This is a genomic window from Amycolatopsis sp. La24 (genome assembly GCF_029087445.1).
GTDB lineage: Bacteria > Actinomycetota > Actinomycetes > Mycobacteriales > Pseudonocardiaceae > Amycolatopsis > Amycolatopsis nivea.
This window is the reverse complement of the sequence record NZ_JARACH010000005.1, coordinates 112,005-130,902: the sequence shown is the minus strand read 5'-3', so window position 1 is coordinate 130,902 and position 18,898 is coordinate 112,005. Positions and strand designations below refer to the sequence as shown.

The window sequence follows — 18,898 nt, the reverse complement described above, 5'->3', positions numbered from 1 at the left end:
ACGATGAACGAAGACCCGCTCGCGCTGCTGCCGGAGATCATCCTCGCGGTCGCCTCGGTCGCGGGGCTGTTGCTGGGCTCCTACCTGCCGCGCCGGCGGCAATGGCCGGTCCGCCTCCTCGCCGCGCTCGCCTGCGCGGCCGGGCTGGCCGCGACCGTGGCGGTTTGGGGCGATCCGGTCCGCACGGTCTTCGGCGGCAGCTACGCGATCGACGTCGGCACCAACGCCGGACGCGTCATCGTCCTGGTCGCCGTGCTGCTCACCCTCGGCGTGAGCGCGCGAGAGTTCCGGTCCGCGCCGCGCGAGAGCGAGTGGTACGTCCTGATCCTGCTCGCGGCGCTGGGCACGATCGTCCTCACCGGCGCGAACGATCTGTTGCTCCTGGTCGCCGCGTACCTGCTCGCGAGCATCCCGCTGTACGCGGTCGCCGGGTTCGCCAAAGACGACGCCGGCACCGAGGGAGCGCTCAAGTTCTACCTGCTCGGCGCGCTGCTCGGGATCATCATGCTGGCCGGAGCCACCGTCTTGTTCGGAGTCGGCGGCTCTAGCGCCTACGCCGACTTGCAGAAGGCGCTCGGCACTGCCCCGGCGGCCGCCGTCGCCGTCGGCTTCGTCGGCGTGCTCGCCGGGCTGCTGTTCAAGATGGGCGCGGTCCCGGCGCACTTCTGGATCCCCGATGTCACCGAAGGCACCCGCCCGCCCGCCGCCGCGTTCCTCACCACCGTCCCCAAAATCGGCGGCGTCGTCGCGGCGTACCGCCTGGCCGCCGCGATGACCGGCTCGCACCTCGACTGGGCCCTGCTGATCGCCATCGTCGCCGCCGCCACCATGACGCTTGGCAACCTCGCCGCGTTCTTCCAGCGCGACGTCCGCCGCCTGCTCGGCTACTCCACCATCAGCCAGGTCGGCTACCTCCTGATGGCCGTCGCCGTGGCCGGACGCAACGAGCTGGCCCTGCCGAGCATGCTGCTCTACCTCGGCGCTTACGCGGTCACCAACCTCGGCGCCTTCGCGGTCGTTTGCGCGCTGCCGGGGCGGCGGACGATCGACGAGTATCGCGGGCTCCTGCGGCACCAGCCCTGGCTCGCCGTCAGCCTGGTGGTGTGCCTGCTCGGGCTGGTCGGCACTCCGCCCACCGCGGTCTTCACCGGCAAGCTGACGATCTTCGCCGCGGCGCTCGACGGCGGCTACGCCTGGCTGGTCGTCGTCGCAGCCGTCAACACCGTGGCGAGCCTGTTCTACTACCTGCGCTGGATCACCCCCGCCGTCCGCCGGAGCGACGAGCCGGACCCGGCCGTTCCCGGCGGCTGGGCGGCCGCGACCGCGTACGTCACCGCGGCCGGATCCCTCGTGCTCGGCCCCCTCGCCGGGCTCGCGCTCGCCGCCCTGCGCGGGGACCTGGCGTCGATGTGAGGACCGGATCCCCCGCCGCTGGCCCGCCCGACCGGGCAACTATGGACGATAGTAGCCTGGGCTCCCTGCACCGCCGCACGCGGCAAAACCACGGCTACCCGGGGGTTTTCTTGCATCCAGCGACCGACAACGCGAGCTGGCCGTCGACGGATCCGGACGACCAGGACCCCGGCGGCGGGAGCGGCGCCGCGCGCCCGTGGTGGCGGCGCCCGCTGACCATCGCGCTCGCCGCCGCGGCGGGAGCACTGGCCGTGGCGTACGTGATCGGCGCGATCGCGACGATCGGCGAGGTGCCCGGCGGCACCACCGTCGCCGGCGTGGCGGTCGGCGGGCTGTCCCCGGCAGAGGCCCAGGCCAAGCTGACCGCGGCGCTGACACCGCGCCTTGCCCAGCCCGTCCAGGTCAGCGCGGGCGACCGCACGGCCCGGTTCGTGCCGGCGTCCGCGAAGATCCAGGTCGACTACGCCGCGACGGTGGCGCAGGCGGGAACCCAGTCCCCGACCCCGTGGGGTCTTCTCGGCTCACTGTTCGGGGGCCGCGAATTCCGCGTGATGTCCAGCGGCGACGACCAGGCGCTCAACGCCGTCATCGCCGGCCTCCGCCCGGCCGTCGACCGCCCGATGACGGAAGGCGACGTGCGTTTCGACGGCGTCGCCCCGGTGCCCGTACAGCCCGAAGCCGGGCAGGAACTGGACGAAACGGCGGCCCGCCAGGCGCTCGTGACGGAGTGGGCGAACGCCGCGGACGTCAAGCTGCCGATCCGGACGCTCCAGCCCAAGGTCCCGGCCGACGAAGTCCGGCGAGCGGTCGACGAGATCGCCAAACCCGCGGTGTCGGCTCCCGCGACCGTGCGAGGCGACGGCCGCGACGCCGCCGTGACCCCGGCGCGCATCGCGGCGGCCCTGCGGTTCCGGGCCGGCGACAACGGAAATCTGGTGCCCAGCCTCGACAAGGACAAACTCGGCGCGGTCGCCGACAAACTGGCAGCCACCGAGAAGCAGGGCCAGGACGCCCGGATGGACTTCTCCAGCGGCTCTCCCGTCGTCACGCCGTCGACCGACGGGCGGCAGATCGACTGGGACCAGACCCTGGCCGGCCTCCTGAAGGCGATCACCGGCCCGGGAGACCGGGCGGTGCAAGCGAAATACACCGACGTACCGGCGAAGGTCACCAGCGGCGCGGTCAAGAGCCTCGGCATCAAGGAAGTCATCGGAGAGTTCACGACCACCGGGTTCGCGCAAGATTCCGGCGTGAACATCCGCGTCGTCGCCCAGAAGGTGAACGGCGCGATCGTCAAGCCCGGCGAAACCTTCAGTCTCAACGGCTACACCGGCCCGCGCGGCACACCGCAGGGCTACGTCGAAGCCGGCGTGATCGAAGAAGGCGTGCCCGCCCGCGAAGTCGGCGGCGGCATCTCGCAATTCGCCACCACGACCTACAACGCGGCGTACTTCGCCGGCATGACCGACGCCGGGCACAAGGAACACAGCTTCTACATCAGCCGCTACCCCGCGGCGCGCGAGGCGACGGTGTTCCAGAACCCGGACGGCAGCAGCGTGATCGACCTGAAGTTCGCCAACGACTCCGCCACCGGCGTGGCGATCCAGACGATCTGGACGAACTCCTCGATCACCGTCAAGCTGTGGGGCACCAAACACGTGAACGTCGAATCGGTCCCCGGCCCGAAACACGACTTCGTGAACCCGCCCACCGTCACGAAATCCGACGCCTCGTGCAAACCGGTCCAGGGCAAGCCCGGCTTCACCGCCTCCGACACCCGCGTCATCCGCGACCTCGGCGGCAAGGAGCTCAGCCGGCACACCCGCAACGTGCGCTACAACCCCGAGCCCACCGTCGTCTGCGCCGGAAGCGGCTGACCCGCCCGATATGTACTATCGAATCTAGTAGGCCCGGACCCGCTCCGGGAGGACGCGGCGCGGGCGTGAAGGGAACCCCGCGGGACTCAGAGTCCGTGAGGGTTCCCCTCACGGACGCGCTCGCCACGCAACGACAACGGAATCGGGACCCCATGACGCCTGCCGACCCTTCGCCGACCGCCCCGAACCGCCAGCTGAACCGGCGCGGCTTCCTCGTGCTCGGCGCGGGCGCGACCGCCGCCTTCGGGCTGGCCGCCTGCTCGTCCGGCGGATCTGCCGCGGCACCGGCCAAGATCGGCCCGTCCTCGCCGCTGGTCGGGCGCGCCGAGGCGGCCCGGCGCGCCGCGAACGCGCCGGTGCGCCAGGTCGAGCTGACCGCACAGGCAGGCGAACTCGACCTCGGGCAGGCCAAGGTCGCAACCTGGAGCTTCGGGCAGCTGCCCGGCCAGGAAATCCGCCTCAAACGAGGCGAGGTGCTGCGCGCGAAGGTGAACAACCGGCTACCCCAGCCGACCACCATCCACTGGCACGGACTGGCGCTGCGCAACGACATGGACGGCGTGCCCGACCTCACCCAGCCGGCGATCGCGGCCGGGAAGGACTTCACCTACGAGTTCGCCGCGCCGGAGGCCGGCACGTTCTGGTTCCACCCGCACGTCGGCACCCAGCTCGACCGGGGCCTGTACGGACCGCTCGTCATCGAGGACCCGGCGGACGGCCGCGACTACGACACGGAGCTGGTCGTCGTCCTCGACGACTGGATCGACGGCACCGGCACCGACCCGGACGCCGTGCTCGCCAACCTCAAGAAGAACGGCATGGTCATGGGCGGCGGGCAGTCGTCCTCGATGCCGGACATGCCAGGAATGGGCAGCGGCTCCGGCATGCCGCCGATGTCCGGCATGGGCGGCATGCCGCAGTCGGCCACCCTCGGCGGGGACGCCGGCGACGTGACCTACCCCTACTTCCTGGCCAACGGCACCCGCTCGGTCGCGCCGACCAGTGTCAAGGCCAAACCCGGGCAGCGGATCCGGCTCCGGCTGATCAACGCGGCCGGCGACACCGCGTTCCGCGTCGGCGTGCCCGGCGTTCCGATGCGGATCACCCACACCGACGGCTTCCCGGCCAGCGCGCCCGGCAACGCGGCGACGGTGCTGCTGGGCATGGGCGAACGGGTCGACGCGGTGATCACCGTTCCCTCCAGCGGCGTCCCGATCCTTGCTCTCGCCGAGGGCAAGGGTGGGTACGCCCAGGTGCTGGTGCACGCCGGCGGCAGCACCGCGTCCGCGGTGAACGACGCGGCCGCCGAGCAGCTGAAGACCGCGAAAGTCCTGACCGTGGCCGATTTCTCCGCAGCACCCCAGGTCTCGTTGAAGGACAAGACCCCCGACGTCACCCACGATCTCAAACTGGCCGGGCCGGGCGCGAAGTACGACTGGACGATCAACGGGAAACCGTACAACCCGAACGACGGGCTCCCGGTCCGCAAGGGACAGCGGGTACGCCTGCGGTTCGTGAACGAAACGGACATGTACCACCCGATGCACCTGCACGGCCACACTTTCCAGGTACGCACGCCGAAAGCGGCCGGCCCGCGCAAGGACACCGTCCTGGTCCTGCCCCGGCGCACCGTCGAGGTGGACTTCGACGCGGACAACCCGGGCCAGTGGCTGACCCACTGCCACAACGTCTACCACGGCGAGGCCGGAATGATGACCGTGGTGTCCTATGTGGAATGACAACGGACGCCGCTGGACGCTCGCGGCCGCGGCCGCGGCGGTGAGCGCACTCGCCGTCGGGGTGCCGACCGACGTGATCGACACCCCGCTGTTCACCCGGATGACGCCGGTGCGGTGGTGGGAGTACCCGGTGCTCGTCCTGACCGCGGTCCTCACCGGATTGTGGGTCGCGATTCCCCGGCCCAGCGCGGATGCGCGCGGACGCGCCGGCGTGGCCGGTTCGGTCACCGCGGCGGTGTTCGCCGTCGGCTGCCCCGTGTGCAACAAGATCGTGGTCGGATTGCTCGGCATCTCCGGCGCGCTCGGCATCTGGGCGCCCGTTCAGCCCCTGCTCGCGGCGTTCTCGCTGGCCGCATTGGCCGCCGCGGTCGTGCTGCGGTGGCGGCGACGGGCGTGCACCGCGGATACGTGCCCGCCGGAGATCACAACGGAGGCCAGCCCAGCCGGGCGAACGCCGCCAGCATCCGGCCCATCAGCTGCGTCCAGCCTCCGGTGAGCATCACGACGCCCATCGCGATCAGCAGGACCCCGCCGGCGATCTCGACTTTCCGCGTGTGCGCGCGCAGCCACGCCAGGCTGCGCTGCCCCCGCGCGACGCCGATCGCGACCAACACGAACGGCACGCCCAGCCCGAGCGAGTAGGCCGCCAGCAGCAGCGCGCCGGTGCCCAGGGTGGCACTGCTGGCGGCGGTCGCGAGGATCGAGGCCAGCACCGGCCCGACACACGGCGTCCAGCCGAGCCCGAACGCCGCGCCGAGCACCACCGCGCCCGCGGGGCCGCTGCGCACGCGGTGCAGGTCGAACCGGGCTTCCCGCTGCAGCAACGGAATCCGGACGACTCCGAGCGACGCCAGCCCCATGCCGATGACGAGCACACCGCCCGCAATCGTCAGAATTTGCCGATGCTGCGCCAAAAGCAGCCCGAACGCCGACGCCGTGACGCCGAGCGCGACGAACACGATCGTGAACCCTGCGATGAACAACGCGGACGCCAGGCCCACCCGCGGCTTGGCGCGCATCGCCGTCGGGTTCCCCTCCGGGGCGCGGCCGAGCCCGGAGACGTAGGACACGTAGCCCGGCAGCAGCGGCAGCGCGCACGGCGAAGTGAACGAAATGACCCCGGCGGCGATCGCCAGGGACAGCGAGGCATACAGATCCACGAGCGAAAAACCTGCCGTCGGGGGCCGGGACCTGGTCTCAGGCCAGGGCTTGTACTCTACGATCGATGATAGTAGAGCAGGGCGAGCCAGTGATCGCGGTGACCGGGCTCGGTGTGCGGTTGGGCCGCACGCCGGTGCTGCGCGCGCTCGACCTCGCGGTCGGTGCGGGTGAGGTCTACGGCGTGCTCGGCCCGAACGGCGCGGGGAAAAGCACTCTCCTGCGCGTGCTGGCCACCCTGCTGCGTCCCACGGCCGGCACCGGAAAAGTGCTCGGCGCCCGGCTCGGCACCGACGAAGTCCGTGCTGCACGGCCGTCGATCGCCTTGGCAGGACACGATTCCTCGTTGCATCCCCGGCTGACGCTCGAGGAGAATCTCCGCCATGTGGCCGCGCTGACCGGGCGGGACGCCGCTGCGGTGCCGGACGCGCTCGACGTCGTCGGGCTGCGCCGGGCTGCCGGACGGCGCGCCGAGCACTGCTCGCAGGGCATGCTCCGCCGTGCCGATCTCGCCAGGGTGGTGCTGACCGAACCGGCGCTGCTGTTGCTCGACGAACCGCACGCCGGGCTCGACCGGTCGTCGTTCGGACTGGTCGACCTGGTCGTCCAGCGGGTCCGGGCGCGCGGCGGGGCCGCGGTCGTGGTCGCGCACGACGCGCCGCGGGTCTGGGCGCTGGCCGACCGGGTCGGGGAACTCCTCGACGGCGGTCTCGTCGCGCTGCACCGCGAACCCGCCCCGGAAAGCGAGTGGCGATGACCGTCCTGTCCCCCGCTCCGCTCCGCCAGGCACGGACCATCGCCGGCGCCGAGTTGCGGATCGAGGCGCGCGCGGGCGAAGCGCTCTGGATCATCACGCCGTTCGGCGCCGTCGCGCTGCTGCTGACGCCGATGGCGGTCGGTGCGGACCGCCCGCTGCTCAGCCAGCTGGGCACGGGCATGTACTGGGTCGTGGTGCTGCTCTTCGGCGTGCTGGTCGCGCTGCGCCAGACCGCGACCGACTCGCCCGGCCACCTGGCCATGCTCCGGATGACCGGAATGCCGGCCGCGGCCCGGCTCGGCGGGCGCGCCGCCGCGACGGCGGTCGTCCTGCTCGCGTTCGAGACGCTGCTGCTGCCGGTGATGATCGCGCTGTACCAGCCTGATCTCGCCGGGTGGGCGTGGCTGGCGGCAGCGCTTCCGCTGACTGCTGCCGGGCTCGCGGCTCTCGGCACTCTCGCCGGCGCGTTGGTGCACGGCATGGCAGGCCGCAGCACGCTCGGGCCGCTGCTGGTCTGCCCGCTGGCGCTGCCGCTTCTGCTGGGTGCGACCGAACTGGTCGAGGAAGGCGGCTACGGGCAGGTCCCGTGGCTGTGGTTGCTGCTGCTGGTCACCGTCACCGGAATCGGCTGGCTCGCTCTGCTGCTCGGCGCGAACGCGTTGGAGGAATCGTCATGAACCTGTTCGGCAGGCGGCTTCCCGCCGCCGCGCTCGTCCTGCTCGCGGCCGGTCTCGCCGGCGCGGTCCTCGCGCCGCCGGACCGGTTCCAAGGCGACTACCAGCGGCTGATGTACGTGCACGTGCCCACCGCGTGGGTCGCCTACCTCTGTTTCGGCCTCACCGGGCTCGCCAGCGCGCTGTGGCTGTGGCGCCGCGGCGCCCGCTTCGACCGGCTCGCCGCGGCGAGCGCGGAACTCGGGGTGCTGTTCACCGGCCTGACGATCGTGCTCGGCTCCTGGTGGGGCAAACCGGTGTGGGGCGTGTGGTGGACCTGGGACCCCCGCCTGGTCACCACCGCGCTGATGTTCTTCGTTTACCTCGGCTATCTGGCCCTGCGCCGGGCGACGCTCGATCCGGTCGCCCGCGCGCGCCGCTCGGCGGTGCTCGGCGTGGTCGCCGTCGTGCAGGTGCCGGTCGTGCACATGTCGGTGGTGTGGTGGCGGGCGCTGCACCAGCCGCCGACAGTGCTGAAGCCGGGCGATCCGACGATCGACCACCGGATGCTCGCCGTGCTGCTGCTCAACGTGGTCGCGTTCACCGTGTTCGCGGGAATGCTGCTGCGCGCCCGGCTCCGGCTCACCGCGCTGGAGGACGAACTCGCTGCCGCACAAGCGGCCGAGGACACCGAAGTCGCGGGCGGCGCCGTCACCGCGCCGCACCTGGAAGGACGGATGCGGGATGCCTGAATGGGCCTGGGTGACGATCGGCTTCGCCATCGCTTTCGGCACGCTCGCCGGGTACACGCTGCGGCTGCGCCTTCGGGCAGAGGCGATCCGGCGGGAACGGGAGGAGCGGTGAAGCGGTACCGCCTGCTCGCCGTCGCCGGCATCGGGATCGTCGCCGTCCTGGTCGGGGTGCTGATGTTCGGGAACCTCAACGGCAACCTCGTCTACTACCTCACGCCGGCCGAGGCGATCGCGAAACACGCCGACTACCCCGACGGCCGCCGGTTCCAGCTCGGCGGGTTCGTGCGGCCGGGCAGCGTCGCCCACACCCCGGAAGGGCTGCGGTTCGTCGTGTCCTCCGACGTGAAGCCCGGCAGCCCGGCAGTCCCCGTCCTGCACAACGGCCCGCTCGCGCAACTGTTCCAGCCCGGCATCGGGGTGATCGTCGAAGGTTCCTGGCGGGACGGCCAATTCGACTCCGACACGATGATCGTCAAACACGACGAGAACTACCGGCCGCCCGCGACACCGGCCCCGGCCCCGTCTGGAGGTGATTCCCGGTGACCGCCGTGCTTCCCGCCGCGGGCTGGGGCGGCGCATTCCTCGGCCTCGCCGCGTCGCTCGTGCTGGCCTGGTACGGATTCCGCGCGCAGCGCCGGCCCGGCTCCGTCCGAATCGGACAGTTGCGGCTGGCCTCGTTCGTGATGCTCGGCGGAGCGGTGCTGTCGATGGCCGCGCTCGAAACGGCGTTGCTGACCGACGACTTCGCCATGTCCTACGTCGCCGAGACGCACTCGCGTGCCACGCCGCTGCTGTTCACCATCACCAGCGCGTGGTCGGCTCTCGGCGGCAGCATCGTCCTGTGGACGCTGCTGCTGGCCGGGTACGTCTTCGTCGCCCGCCGCAAGGTGACCGACCCCGGCGACCGGCTGGGCACCGGCGCGCTCGGCGTCATGGGCCTCGTGGCGGCCTTTTTCTTCGGGCTGGTGACCACCGTCGCCAACCCGTTCCGGATCGTGGCGAACCCGCCCGCCGACGGCCCGGGCCCGAACCCGTTGCTGCGCAACGACATCATGGTGGCGATCCATCCCCCGCTGCTGTACCTCGGCTTCGTCGGGTTCACGGTGTCGTTCGCCTACGCCATGTCGGCGCTGCTCATCCGCCGCGGCGGCACCGACTGGCTGGTCCGCACCCGGCGGGCGAACCTCGTCGCCTGGACGTTCCTCACCGCGGGCCTGATCGTCGGCGCGTGGTGGTCCTACCAGGTGCTCGGCTGGGGCGGCTACTGGGCGTGGGACCCGGTCGAGAACGCGGCGCTGATCCCCTGGCTGGCGGCGACCGCGTTCGTCCACTCCGCCGTCGTGCAGGTGAAGCGCGGAACCCTGCAGGCGTGGAACTTCGTGCTCGCGCTGGCGACCTTCGCGCTGACGATCCTGGGCACCTTCCTCACCCGGTCCTCGGTGGTGGCGTCGGTGCACTCCTTCACCCAGTCCGGGGTCGGACCCGCTTTGCTCGGCTTCTTCGTGGTCGTCCTGGCCGGCGGGTTCACGCTGTTCGCGCTGCGCGGCGAACACGTCGCCTCCCGCACCGGGTCGCTGCGGCTCGCCAGCCGCGAGGGGCTCTTCCTGGTCAACAACCTGGTGCTGTGCCTTTTCGCCTTCGTCGTGCTGCTCGGGACCGTGTACCCGATCTTCGTCGAGGCGTTCACCGGAGGCCAGGTCTCGGTCGGCCGCCCGTTCTTCGACCGGATGGCCGTGCCCCTGTCGTTCGCGCTGCTGCTGGCGATGGGCGCCGGGCCGTTCACCCCCTACCGCTGGGCGACCGCGCGCGTGCTCTGGACCCGGCTGGCCTTCCCGATGCTGATCGGCAGCATCGCCGCCGCCGCGTTCGCGGTGGCGGGAATCCGCTCCGTCGGCGTCGTCGCGGTCGCCTTCCTCGCGGCGACCATCGTCTCCGCGAGCATCCGGCATCTGTTCGCCACCGCGCCGAACCGGCGCCCGTCCGGCTTGTGGCGGCTGGTGTCCGGGCAGCGCGCCTATTGGGGCGGGCAGCTCGCGCACATCGGCGTCGCGGTCGTCGCCCTCGCCATCTCCGTGGCCGGAGCCACCGCGACCCGTGCGACGGTCACCCTCACCCCCGAGCACCCGGCCGAATTCGCCGGCTACACCGTCATGTTCACCAAGAGCGAGCAACACACCGAACCCGACCGCACCCAGCGCGACGCGCATCTGGAATTCCGCGACAACGGACAGCTCGCCTGGACGGCCCAGCCCAAACTGGAGACCTTCGCCAACCAGCCCCAGGCCGTCGGCACCCCGGACGTGTGGAGCACCGCGGGCCGCGACGTCTACGTCGCGCTGGCGCAGATCGCCCCCGGCACCGTGACGGTGAACCTCTACCGCTACCCGCTCATGTCCTGGCTGTGGACAGGAGGGTTCCTCATGGCCGCGGGCGGCGCGTGGGCCCTCAGCGAACGGCGCCGACGCGGTTCCCCGACTGCCGAACCCGCCGAGGAGACGGTGAGCCATGCGTAAAAGCCTGCTCGCGCTCGCCGGAATCCTCGTCCTGCTCGGCCTCACCGCCGGGCTGCTCCTCAGCGGCGGGAACGGGACCGCGGACCGGGCGCACGACCTCGACCAGCGACTGCGCTGCCCGGTGTGCAAGAGCGTGTCGATCGCCGAATCGCCGTCCGAGACGGCCACTGCCATGCGGCAGGCGGTGCAGGATCAGGTCGCCGCCGGCCGCAGCGATCAGCAGGTCCTCGGCTTCTTCCGGGCCCGCTACGGCGACTGGGTGCTGCTTGATCCGCCAGTGAGCGGCCGCACGCTGTGGGTGTGGCTGCTGCCGCTGGCCGGCATCGCCGCCGGAGCGCTCTTGCTGGCCGGGCTCTTGCGGAAACGACCCGACGTCCCGGAACTGGCCGGCGACGAACGCGCGCGTGTCGAACTGGCGCTGCGCCACGCCCGCGAACAAGGCACCGGAGAGACTCTGTGACCGCCGCCGAAGAACGCGACCAGGCCCTGCGCGACATCCTCGCGCTCGAAGCGCAAGTCGACGCCGGGGAAATCCCGCCGGACGCCGCACGACGCCTGCGCGCCGAGTACGAGCAGGCCGCCGCCGACGCGATCAACCGCCTCGACGAACCCGCCAAGCCCGTCTCCCGGCGACGCCGCACCCGCGAGGCACGGACGAGGACCATCGCCTACCTCGGCACGCTCGTCGCGGCCGGGATCGCTGCGGTCGTCGTCCTCCCCGCCGCCGTGCAACAGCGTCCCCAGAACGGTTTCGTGACCGGGAACGAGGTCATGCAGTCCAGCGCCCCCGCTGCGCCGCTTCCTTCGGGAACCGGCGCCGCCGACACCGCGCTGTGGATGCAGGCGAACCTGCAGCTCTTCGCTCAAAACAACCCGGCCGCCGCGCTGCGCACCCTCGACCAGCTCCGGCAACGACCCGGGCTGCCCGCCCAGACCCGCCAGGACGTCGACGCCATGATCGCCACCGCGCGGCGCGAACTGGCCAAGGAGGGACGATGACAGCCGGCGCCGACGCCCGCCGCGGCACCATGCGATGGCTCCGCTGGACCGCGCTCGCCGTCGCCGTCGCCGCGGTCGCCGTCGGCGTGCTCATCAGCACCCGGATCGGCGACGACCCGAACCTGGTCGACACCCCGCTGATCGGCAAGCCCGCACCCGAGCTCACCCTGCCCTACCTCGAACGAGACGGCGGCCTCGCGCTGCGTTCGCTGCGCGGCCAGGTCGTCGTGGTCAACTTCTGGGCCTCATGGTGCGTGCCGTGCCGCGAGGAACAGCCCACCCTGACCGCCGCCGCGGACGCCTACCGCACGGCGGGCGTGACCTTCGTCGGCATCAGCTACCAGGACCAGCCCAAGTCCGCGGTCGGATTCCTCAACGAACTCGGCCGCGGCAAGAGCTACCAGTACGTCACCGACCCCGGCTCCCGCGCGGCCATGGAATTCGGGATCTACGGCATCCCGGAAACGTTCTTCCTCGACCGCTCCGGAACCATCGTCGCCAAGATCACCGGCCCGGTGGACCCGCCGCTGCTGAAGTCCGCCCTCGACGACATCGTCGCCGGGCGGAAACCGCAGTCCCGCACCGGCGGCTCCGTCCAGCCCGCTCCCGGCCAGGGCCGCTGACCTCCGTCAGCCATGCCAGAATGAGGCCGTGGTGAGGCTCCGGCGCTGATCAGGAGCGTCGCGCACCGGTCGGCATCCGGTGGGTCCTAACTGCTCCAGCTCGCCCTCGCTGTCAGCGGCGATCGAGCCGAAGAAGTCACAGCGCTCGCGTCGACGATGCGCCGTCCGGCTGCGCATCGAGTGCACGGCCACGATTCATCTGGGCTCGCCGCATCGGCGGTGGGTGTTCTGCTGGTACCGCTTGTCCAGACCCGGGCCGCCGTGCCGGACGGCTGGCCCCCTTGCGGGCAGATGGAGCCCGGCGCACCGGTAGGCGGCACCGTGGTCTTCTTGTCGACGGCACAACCGGTTGGTCGCTGATGTCCAGCACCGCCGGTGAGCGAAGCCGCTTGCGATGGCGGGCAGAGGCACCGGAATTAGCCGTCCTGGGGCGGTTTTTGCTGTGTCCATCGGAAGTGTGCCGCGACGTTCGGGTCGTCTTCCCACCAGGGGCGCATCGTGGCAGGTAGTTCCGCAGCAGTGCCGGCCGTTTCAGCGGCTGTTGCTGTGGGGTTTTGTCTGCGTTGTTCGGCTCGTTGGTATTGGTCGAGTTGTGCGTCGATCTCGGCGGCGTGTTCCTTGTCGCGGCGTCGCAGTTGCTGCATGGACAGGATGAGGAAGGGTACGAGGGCGAGGTCGCCGAGGCCCCACAGGACGGCCGCACCGGTTGTCTGGTCGGTGTCGGGGGGAAGCCCTCCTGCGCCGTTGAGTGCGAGATAGTAGTCGGCGGCGACGAGGCTGCCGGACATGAGCAGGGCGATGGGGACGATGACGTCGAGGGCGACTTCGGCGAAGGTCAGTCCGACCGAGACGACGTGCGGGTACAGCTTGGGCACGGGATCGCGTTGCAGGCGGGTCCAGAAGTAGTGTGCCCCGGCGATCAGTAGCGCGGCTTGGGTGAGTTCGCTGGTCCAGTGGCTGCGCAGCCCGGCTTCGTACCAGCCGCTGCCGTAGAGCGCGATGGGTACGCCGAGCAGCACTAGCACGCCGATCAGCGGATGGGTGACGGCCCGCATGGCGGCCGAGTGCAGGATGCGGCTGCACCGTGCCCTGGTTGCCGGGGTTGCGGTGTCGCGGGCGAGTCGGGCGGGCAGGGCGTGGGCGAGGAATTGCGGTGTGATCATCAGCAGCGTGACGACTTGGATGGCGCGGACGCTGAAGAGAACGTTCTGATAGGCCCCGATCGAGGTCACGGTGACGAGGGCGTAACTGCCGAGCCCGCTGTAGCACCACACGATGCGGCTTGCGGGCCAGGTGCCACCGGCTCGGCGGAGCTTCCGCACGCGCAGGGCGTACCAGAGACCGAAGGCCAGCATCGCCGCGATCGGTGCGGGATGCCAGGACCATGCGGTGAGCGCGGTGGTCCAGGTCAAGGGTGGCAAGGAAACGGTCGGCATGATGGCTGCGTCACGGGTCCTGTCGGTCTCGGGTCACGGCCACGCGGATGCTCGCTCAGGCCGCTGTCACCGTCGGGCGGTTACGGGGAATTCGGCGCGGCCCCGTCCTCGGAGCCTCTCGTTCTGCTCTCGGGAAGGCCGTCATCCGGGCGGTCGTCGGCCGCGTCGTCGCCTGCCGCGGCACCGTCAGGATCCTCGACTCCGGAGGGCATGCCGGTCGTGGTGGCGCCGGCTTCGCCCGCCTGGGCGGCGATGCGGCGGCGTTCGGGGTCGCGGGCTTGGGCGATGCCGATTCCGGTGAGCGCGGCGGCGAGGGCGACGACGATGGCGATCAGGGTCCAGACTCCGGCCGTGCCTGAGCCGGCGGCCAGTAGCGTGGTCGTCATGGTGGGTTCCTCCGTGCGGGCGCGGCCGGCCCAGGCCCGCGTGGAAACGTTGAGCTGACCTGGGCCGGGGTTCATGGCTGGGGTCGGTAGGTCCGGCCGTGCGGGTGGTCGCAGTGCTCGTCGTCGGCCTCGGGTGTGGTGTGGTCGACCTGCAGGGTGGTGTGTTCCAGGTGGTGGCGTGCGCGCATGATCTCCTCGACGCCCTGGCGGATGGCGTGGCAGTCGGCGCCCGGTTTGACGAGGATGTGCGCGGACAGCGCGGTGTCGCCGGAGGTGATCTGCCAGATGTGCAGGTCGTGAATCTGCACTACGTCGGGCACGGCGGCCAACTCGCCGCCGATCGCCTCGGGGTCCAGGTGCGCGGGGGCGGCTTCGAGGAAGATCCGCCCGGATTCCTTGACCAGGCCCCAGCCCGCCTTGGCCATCAGCGCCGCGACGATCAACGCGGCGATGGCGTCCGCGCGGGCGAAGCCGGTCCAGAGGATCACGCCACCGGCGACCGCGGTCGCGATGAACGCGTAGAGGTCGTTGAGGATGTGCTGGAACGCACCCTCGACGTTCAGGCTGGACCGGTTGGCGCGGCTGATGCACCAGGACGCGGCCACGTTGACCGCGATGCCCACCAGTGCGGTGATGAACACCAGCAGCCCCTCCACCGGTGGGGGGTCGATGAGCCGGCGTACGCCCTCGTAGACGAACCACGCGGTCAGCAACAGCAGGGTGATGCCGTTGGCCTGGGCGGAGAGGATCTCGGCGCGTTTGAGGCCGTAGGTGTAGTTGCCGCGCGCGGGCCGGGCCGCCAGCCGGATCGCGATGAGCGCGAGCACGATCGACGCGGCGTCGGTGAGCATGTGCCCGGCGTCGGAGATCAGCGCCAGCGATCCGGCGATCAGCCCGACCACCACCTCGGCCGTCATGAACGCCACGATCAGCCCGAGCGCGAGACCGAGCCACTTCCGGTCCGCGTTCGCCGACACCCCGTGCCCGTGTCCGTGTCCGGTCTCGCCGGTCCCCTCCGCCTGCCCGGCACGTTGGGCCTGGTGTTCAGTGGTGGCCACCGTGGTGCCCTCCGTGCTGCGGACGGTACTCGTGCTGCCCGAACAGCTCACCCAGGAACCCGCCGCCATGGCGGCGCTCGCCGTAGGCGGGTGGCGGGTAGTACGGCTGAGCCGGTGCCGCGTACTGCGGCGGCGCAGGCTGCGACGGCGGGGTGGGCTGGGCGGCGGCGTAGAACCTGGCCTCCGCCGTGGCCAGCTGTTCCATCTCGCCGCGGTCGAGGAATACCCCGCCGCAACCGGTGCACTGGTCGATCTCCACCCCGAACCGGTTCACCGGCAGCATCTGGGACACACATTTCGGGCACAACAACCCCGCCCCGCCGCCTGTCGGCTGCTCGCCTGTCGCGCTACTCATCGCTGCACCTCTCGCGTCGTCATCGCTCACGTCCGCTGCCTATCCTGCCTCAAGTATAGTGATATGCGCATAAATGGATTACTGGGGTCCGAGCGAGTCCGGGCACGTCCTCTGACGCAGTCGTTGTCGTTTGAATCGCCAATTGCTGCTATCATCGTCTTGTGGCGATGATAAGCAGGGATGGATGCCTCGCGTCGAGCGTGGGCGCGGGCTTGGACCCGGCGGTGGCGCTGTTCCACAGTCTCTCCGACGCCACCCGGCTGGCGATCGTGCAACGCCTCGCTCATGGGGAGGCGCGGGTCGCAGACCTGGTGGCCGCGCTGGGGATGGCGCAGTCCACGGTCTCGGCGCACGTGGCCTGCCTGCGTGATTGCGCGCTGGTGGTGGGCCGCCCGCAGGGCCGGCAGGTGTTCTACAGCCTCGCCCGGCCGGAGTTGATGGACCTGCTGGCGTCGGCGGAGACGCTGCTGGCCGCGACCGGCAACGCGGTGGCGCTGTGCCCGAACTACGGCACCGACGCCGCGGCCGACGCAACCCCGGACAGCGTGATTCGGGATAGCAAGGAGAGTGCTCGATGAGTGACGCGTGCGGCTGCGGCCACGAAGAACCTGTGAGCGTGGAGGCCGAGGAGCACGAGCCGGAGCGGCTGTGGCAAGTCAAGGAACTGCAGTTCGCGGCGAGCTCTGGAGCGTTCCTGCTCGCCGCGCTGATCGCCGGCTGGGCCGGCGCGGCGCGGCCGGTGGAGCTGGTGCTGGAGGTGGCGGCGTTGCTGGCCGGTGCCTACACCTTCGTCCCGTCCACGCTGAAGCGGCTGGTGAAGGGCAAGATCGGGGTCGGCACGCTGATGACGATCGCCGCGGTCGGCGCGGTCATTCTCGGCGAGGTCGGCGAGGCCTCGATGCTGGCTTTCCTGTTCTCCATCAGTGAGGGCCTGGAGGAGTACTCGCTGGCCCGCACCCGTCGCGGCCTGCGTGCCCTGCTGTCCCTGGTTCCCGAGCAGGCCACCGTCTTGCGCGACGGCACGGAGGTCATGGTGTCGCCGGCCGAGCTGCGGGTCGGCGACAGCATGCTGGTCAAGCCCGGTGAGCGAATCGCCACCGACGGCATCATCCGCGACGGCCGTACTGCCTTGGACGTCTCGGCGATCACCGGCGAATCGGTGCCGGTCGAGGCAGGTCCCGGCAGCGAGGTGTTCGCTGGATCGATCAACGGCACCGGCGTGCTCGAAGTCGAGGTCACCACCACCGCGGAGGACAACTCCCTGGCGCGGATCGTGCGGATCGTGGAAGCCGAACAGGCCCGTAAGGGCGCCTCCCAACGCCTCGCGGACCGCATCGCGAAACCGTTGGTGCCGGGCATCATGATCGCCGCCGCGCTGATCGCTGCGGTCGGCAGCCTGCTCGGCGACCCGGTCACCTGGATCGAGCGTGCCCTGGTCGTGCTCGTCGCCGCCTCCCCGTGCGCGCTGGCGATCTCCGTGCCCGTCGCGGTCGTGGCCGCGGTCGGCGCGGCCAGCAAGCTCGGCGTGCTGGTCAAGGGCGGTGCCGCCCTCGAAGCGCTCGGTGCGGTCCGCGGAGTCGCGTTGGACAAGACCGGCACCCTCACCGCGAACCGGCCCGCCGTCATCGACGTCGCCACCACCCATGGCGCGAGCCGCGAGCAGGTCCTGCACCTGGCAGCAGCATTGGAGGCCCGCAGCGAACATCCTCTCGCGAGGGCGATCCTTGCCGCGGTCGACGAGGTCACCCCGGCCTCGGCCGTGGAGGCGGTCACCGGGGCGGGTCTCACCGGCCGTCTGGACGGGCGCACCGTTCGGCTGGGGCGTCCCGGCTGGCTCGAACCCAGCTCACTGGCGACGGACGTGGCGCGGATGCAGCAGGCCGGCGCGACCGCGGTGCTGGTCGAGCAGGACGGCCAGGTCGTCGGCGCGATCGCGGTCCGCGACGAGCTTCGCCCGGAAGCCGTCGAGGTGGTGGCGCAGCTTCGCCGGGACGGCTACCACGTCGCGATGCTCACCGGCGACAACCACGCCACCGCCACCGCACTGGCGAAGGACGTCGGGATCGAAAACGTGCACGCCGAACTCCGCCCGGAGGACAAGGCTCGCCTGATCGAACAGCTGCGCAGCCAGCGCTCCACCGCGATGGTGGGCGACGGCGTCAACGACGCGCCGGCCCTGGCCACCGCCGATCTGGGCATCGCGATGGGCGCGATGGGCACCGACGTGGCGATCGAGACCGCTGACGTCGCGCTCATGGGCGAGGACCTGCGGCACCTGCCGCAGGCGTTCACCCACGCCCGCCGCGCCCGGCGGATCATGCTGCAGAACGTCGGCCTGTCCCTCGGGTTGATCACCGTGTTGATCCCGCTGGCGTTGTTCGGCGTGGTCGGCTTGGCCGCGGTGGTACTGGTGCATGAGTTGGCCGAGGTCGTCGTCATCGCCAACGGCGTCCGCGCCGGCCGCACCAAGTCCCTGCAGATCACAGGAGGTCGCAGGCAGACGGCGTCGATGTCCGCCGCGGTCGGGGTGTCCTCGTGACGACCGGTCAACCCACTCGCACGGCCAGAGTGACCCGAGCACGGGTCGCGCTGGCGGCCACCGCCGCGCTGCTGGCCGCGCTCGACCTCGGCCTGAAAGCCTGGGCGAGCGGGGCCTTGGCTGACGGGACGTCGGCCGATCTCGGGGTGATTCAGCTGCGGCTGACGTTCAACTCCGGGGTGGCGTTCAGCCTCGGCGACACCCTGCCCGGTTGGGTGGTGCTCGGTGTCACCGGGTTGATCGTCGCCGGGCTCGCGGTGTTCGCCTGGCGCAAAGCACGCACGGCGAACCTGGCTGTACGGCTGGGGCTGGCCGCGGTGCTGGCCGGGGCGATCGCCAACCTCGCCGACCGGGCCGCCGACGGGGTCGTGACCGACTACCTGCACACCGGCTGGTTCCCCACATTCAACCTCGCCGATGTCTTCATCACCGTCGGCGGCGCTGTGCTGGTTCTGGCCAGTCTCCGCGCCACCGATGGCACCACGAGGGACTCGGCACCGTGATCCCGCGAGATCAAGATCGGATCACAGCCCACCAAATTCGTGAACTCGACCTCGACCCTCAAGATCGAACGTCGACCAGGGTGAACAGCGACCGGCGGCGCGAGCGGCAGATCCCCTCCAGCGAGGGCAGTTAGTTG

The 18,898-nt window shown here is 71.1% G+C and carries 20 protein-coding genes; 15 read left to right on the top strand and 5 right to left on the bottom strand.

Annotated elements, in window-relative coordinates; translation table 11 throughout:
- Window positions 1–3 precede the first annotated feature (3 nt).
- From PUT80_RS08805 to PUT80_RS08790, 4 genes are all read left to right on the top strand, one after another.
- Window positions 4–1,413, top strand: a complete 1,410-nt coding sequence (locus tag PUT80_RS08805; RefSeq protein WP_037359823.1) for an NADH-quinone oxidoreductase subunit N — start codon at window positions 4–6, stop codon at window positions 1,411–1,413.
- Between the two features lie 41 nt (window positions 1,414–1,454).
- Window positions 1,455–3,290, top strand: coding sequence for a VanW family protein (locus PUT80_RS08800; RefSeq protein WP_081655053.1), 1,836 nt, complete (start codon window positions 1,455–1,457; stop codon window positions 3,288–3,290).
- Between the two features lie 152 nt (window positions 3,291–3,442).
- Window positions 3,443–5,029: a multicopper oxidase family protein gene (locus PUT80_RS08795; protein ID WP_051165929.1), complete on the top strand. Its 1,587-nt coding sequence runs from the start codon at window positions 3,443–3,445 to the stop codon at window positions 5,027–5,029.
- Window positions 5,019–5,525 (top strand): hypothetical protein, encoded by a 507-nt coding sequence (locus tag PUT80_RS08790; protein ID WP_051165928.1) that lies wholly within the window; start codon window positions 5,019–5,021, stop codon window positions 5,523–5,525. The genes PUT80_RS08795 and PUT80_RS08790 overlap by 11 nt, the downstream gene beginning before the upstream one ends.
- On the opposite strand, the gene PUT80_RS08785 is transcribed toward PUT80_RS08790, so the two are convergent.
- Window positions 5,452–6,189: a cytochrome c biogenesis protein CcdA gene (locus PUT80_RS08785; protein WP_037359821.1), complete on the bottom strand. Its 738-nt coding sequence runs from the start codon at window positions 6,187–6,189 to the stop codon at window positions 5,452–5,454. The genes PUT80_RS08790 and PUT80_RS08785 overlap by 74 nt on opposite strands.
- A gap of 65 nt (window positions 6,190–6,254) precedes the next feature.
- On the opposite strand from PUT80_RS08785, the gene PUT80_RS08780 reads away from it, so the two are divergent.
- From PUT80_RS08780 to PUT80_RS08745, 8 genes are all read left to right on the top strand, one after another.
- On the top strand, window positions 6,255–6,944 hold the full coding sequence (locus tag PUT80_RS08780; protein WP_051165927.1) for an ABC transporter ATP-binding protein: 690 nt from the start codon (window positions 6,255–6,257) through the stop codon (window positions 6,942–6,944).
- Window positions 6,941–7,621, top strand: coding sequence for a heme exporter protein CcmB (locus tag PUT80_RS08775; protein WP_037359982.1), 681 nt, complete (start codon window positions 6,941–6,943; stop codon window positions 7,619–7,621). Before PUT80_RS08780 ends, PUT80_RS08775 begins: the two co-directional genes overlap by 4 nt.
- Complete coding sequence (ccsA, locus tag PUT80_RS08770; protein ID WP_037359819.1) at window positions 7,618–8,349, top strand: cytochrome c biogenesis protein CcsA; 732 nt, start codon at window positions 7,618–7,620, stop codon at window positions 8,347–8,349. Before PUT80_RS08775 ends, ccsA begins: the two co-directional genes overlap by 4 nt.
- 108 nt (window positions 8,350–8,457) lie before the next feature.
- Window positions 8,458–8,892: a cytochrome c maturation protein CcmE gene (locus PUT80_RS08765; RefSeq protein WP_037359818.1), complete on the top strand. Its 435-nt coding sequence runs from the start codon at window positions 8,458–8,460 to the stop codon at window positions 8,890–8,892.
- Window positions 8,889–10,862 carry a heme lyase CcmF/NrfE family subunit gene (locus tag PUT80_RS08760; protein WP_037359816.1) on the top strand — a complete coding sequence of 658 codons (1,974 nt, stop codon included), beginning with the start codon at window positions 8,889–8,891 and terminating at the stop codon, window positions 10,860–10,862. Before PUT80_RS08765 ends, PUT80_RS08760 begins: the two co-directional genes overlap by 4 nt.
- Complete coding sequence (locus PUT80_RS08755; RefSeq protein WP_037359815.1) at window positions 10,855–11,322, top strand: cytochrome c-type biogenesis protein; 468 nt, start codon at window positions 10,855–10,857, stop codon at window positions 11,320–11,322. Before PUT80_RS08760 ends, PUT80_RS08755 begins: the two co-directional genes overlap by 8 nt.
- Complete coding sequence (locus PUT80_RS08750; RefSeq protein ID WP_051165926.1) at window positions 11,319–11,861, top strand: hypothetical protein; 543 nt, start codon at window positions 11,319–11,321, stop codon at window positions 11,859–11,861. Before PUT80_RS08755 ends, PUT80_RS08750 begins: the two co-directional genes overlap by 4 nt.
- Window positions 11,858–12,484 carry a redoxin family protein gene (locus PUT80_RS08745; protein WP_037359813.1) on the top strand — a complete coding sequence of 209 codons (627 nt, stop codon included), beginning with the start codon at window positions 11,858–11,860 and terminating at the stop codon, window positions 12,482–12,484. The genes PUT80_RS08750 and PUT80_RS08745 overlap by 4 nt, the downstream gene beginning before the upstream one ends.
- A gap of 416 nt (window positions 12,485–12,900) precedes the next feature.
- On the opposite strand, the gene PUT80_RS08740 is transcribed toward PUT80_RS08745, so the two are convergent.
- From PUT80_RS08740 to PUT80_RS08725, 4 genes are all read right to left on the bottom strand, one after another.
- Window positions 12,901–13,896: a cytochrome c oxidase assembly protein gene (locus PUT80_RS08740; RefSeq protein WP_158242503.1), complete on the bottom strand. Its 996-nt coding sequence runs from the start codon at window positions 13,894–13,896 to the stop codon at window positions 12,901–12,903.
- Window positions 13,897–14,000: 104 nt separating this feature from the next.
- Entirely contained in the window at window positions 14,001–14,306 is a 306-nt protein-coding gene (locus PUT80_RS08735; RefSeq protein ID WP_037359811.1) for a hypothetical protein, read from the bottom strand.
- A gap of 71 nt (window positions 14,307–14,377) precedes the next feature.
- Complete coding sequence (locus tag PUT80_RS08730) at window positions 14,378–15,364, bottom strand: cation diffusion facilitator family transporter (protein WP_235079083.1); 987 nt, start codon at window positions 15,362–15,364, stop codon at window positions 14,378–14,380.
- The gene (locus PUT80_RS08725) at window positions 15,351–15,719 is read right to left on the bottom strand and encodes a zf-TFIIB domain-containing protein (protein ID WP_081655065.1); all 369 of its coding nucleotides are present in this window, start codon (window positions 15,717–15,719) and stop codon (window positions 15,351–15,353) included. Before PUT80_RS08725 ends, PUT80_RS08730 begins: the two co-directional genes overlap by 14 nt.
- A gap of 161 nt (window positions 15,720–15,880) precedes the next feature.
- Between PUT80_RS08725 and PUT80_RS08720 the strand changes: the two genes are divergently transcribed.
- Genes PUT80_RS08720 through lspA form a run of 3 tightly spaced genes read left to right on the top strand, consistent with a single transcriptional unit; the run spans window position 15,881 to window position 18,761 of the window.
- Window positions 15,881–16,297, top strand: coding sequence for a metalloregulator ArsR/SmtB family transcription factor (locus PUT80_RS08720; protein ID WP_037359808.1), 417 nt, complete (start codon window positions 15,881–15,883; stop codon window positions 16,295–16,297).
- A complete protein-coding gene (locus tag PUT80_RS08715) occupies window positions 16,294–18,258 on the top strand; it encodes a cation-translocating P-type ATPase (protein ID WP_037359806.1) in 1,965 nt (654 codons plus the stop codon). Before PUT80_RS08720 ends, PUT80_RS08715 begins: the two co-directional genes overlap by 4 nt.
- Window positions 18,259–18,287: 29 nt before the next feature.
- Window positions 18,288–18,761 carry a signal peptidase II gene (gene lspA, locus PUT80_RS08710; RefSeq protein WP_101437990.1) on the top strand — a complete coding sequence of 158 codons (474 nt, stop codon included), beginning with the start codon at window positions 18,288–18,290 and terminating at the stop codon, window positions 18,759–18,761.
- The last annotated feature ends 137 nt before the right edge of the window (window positions 18,762–18,898 follow it).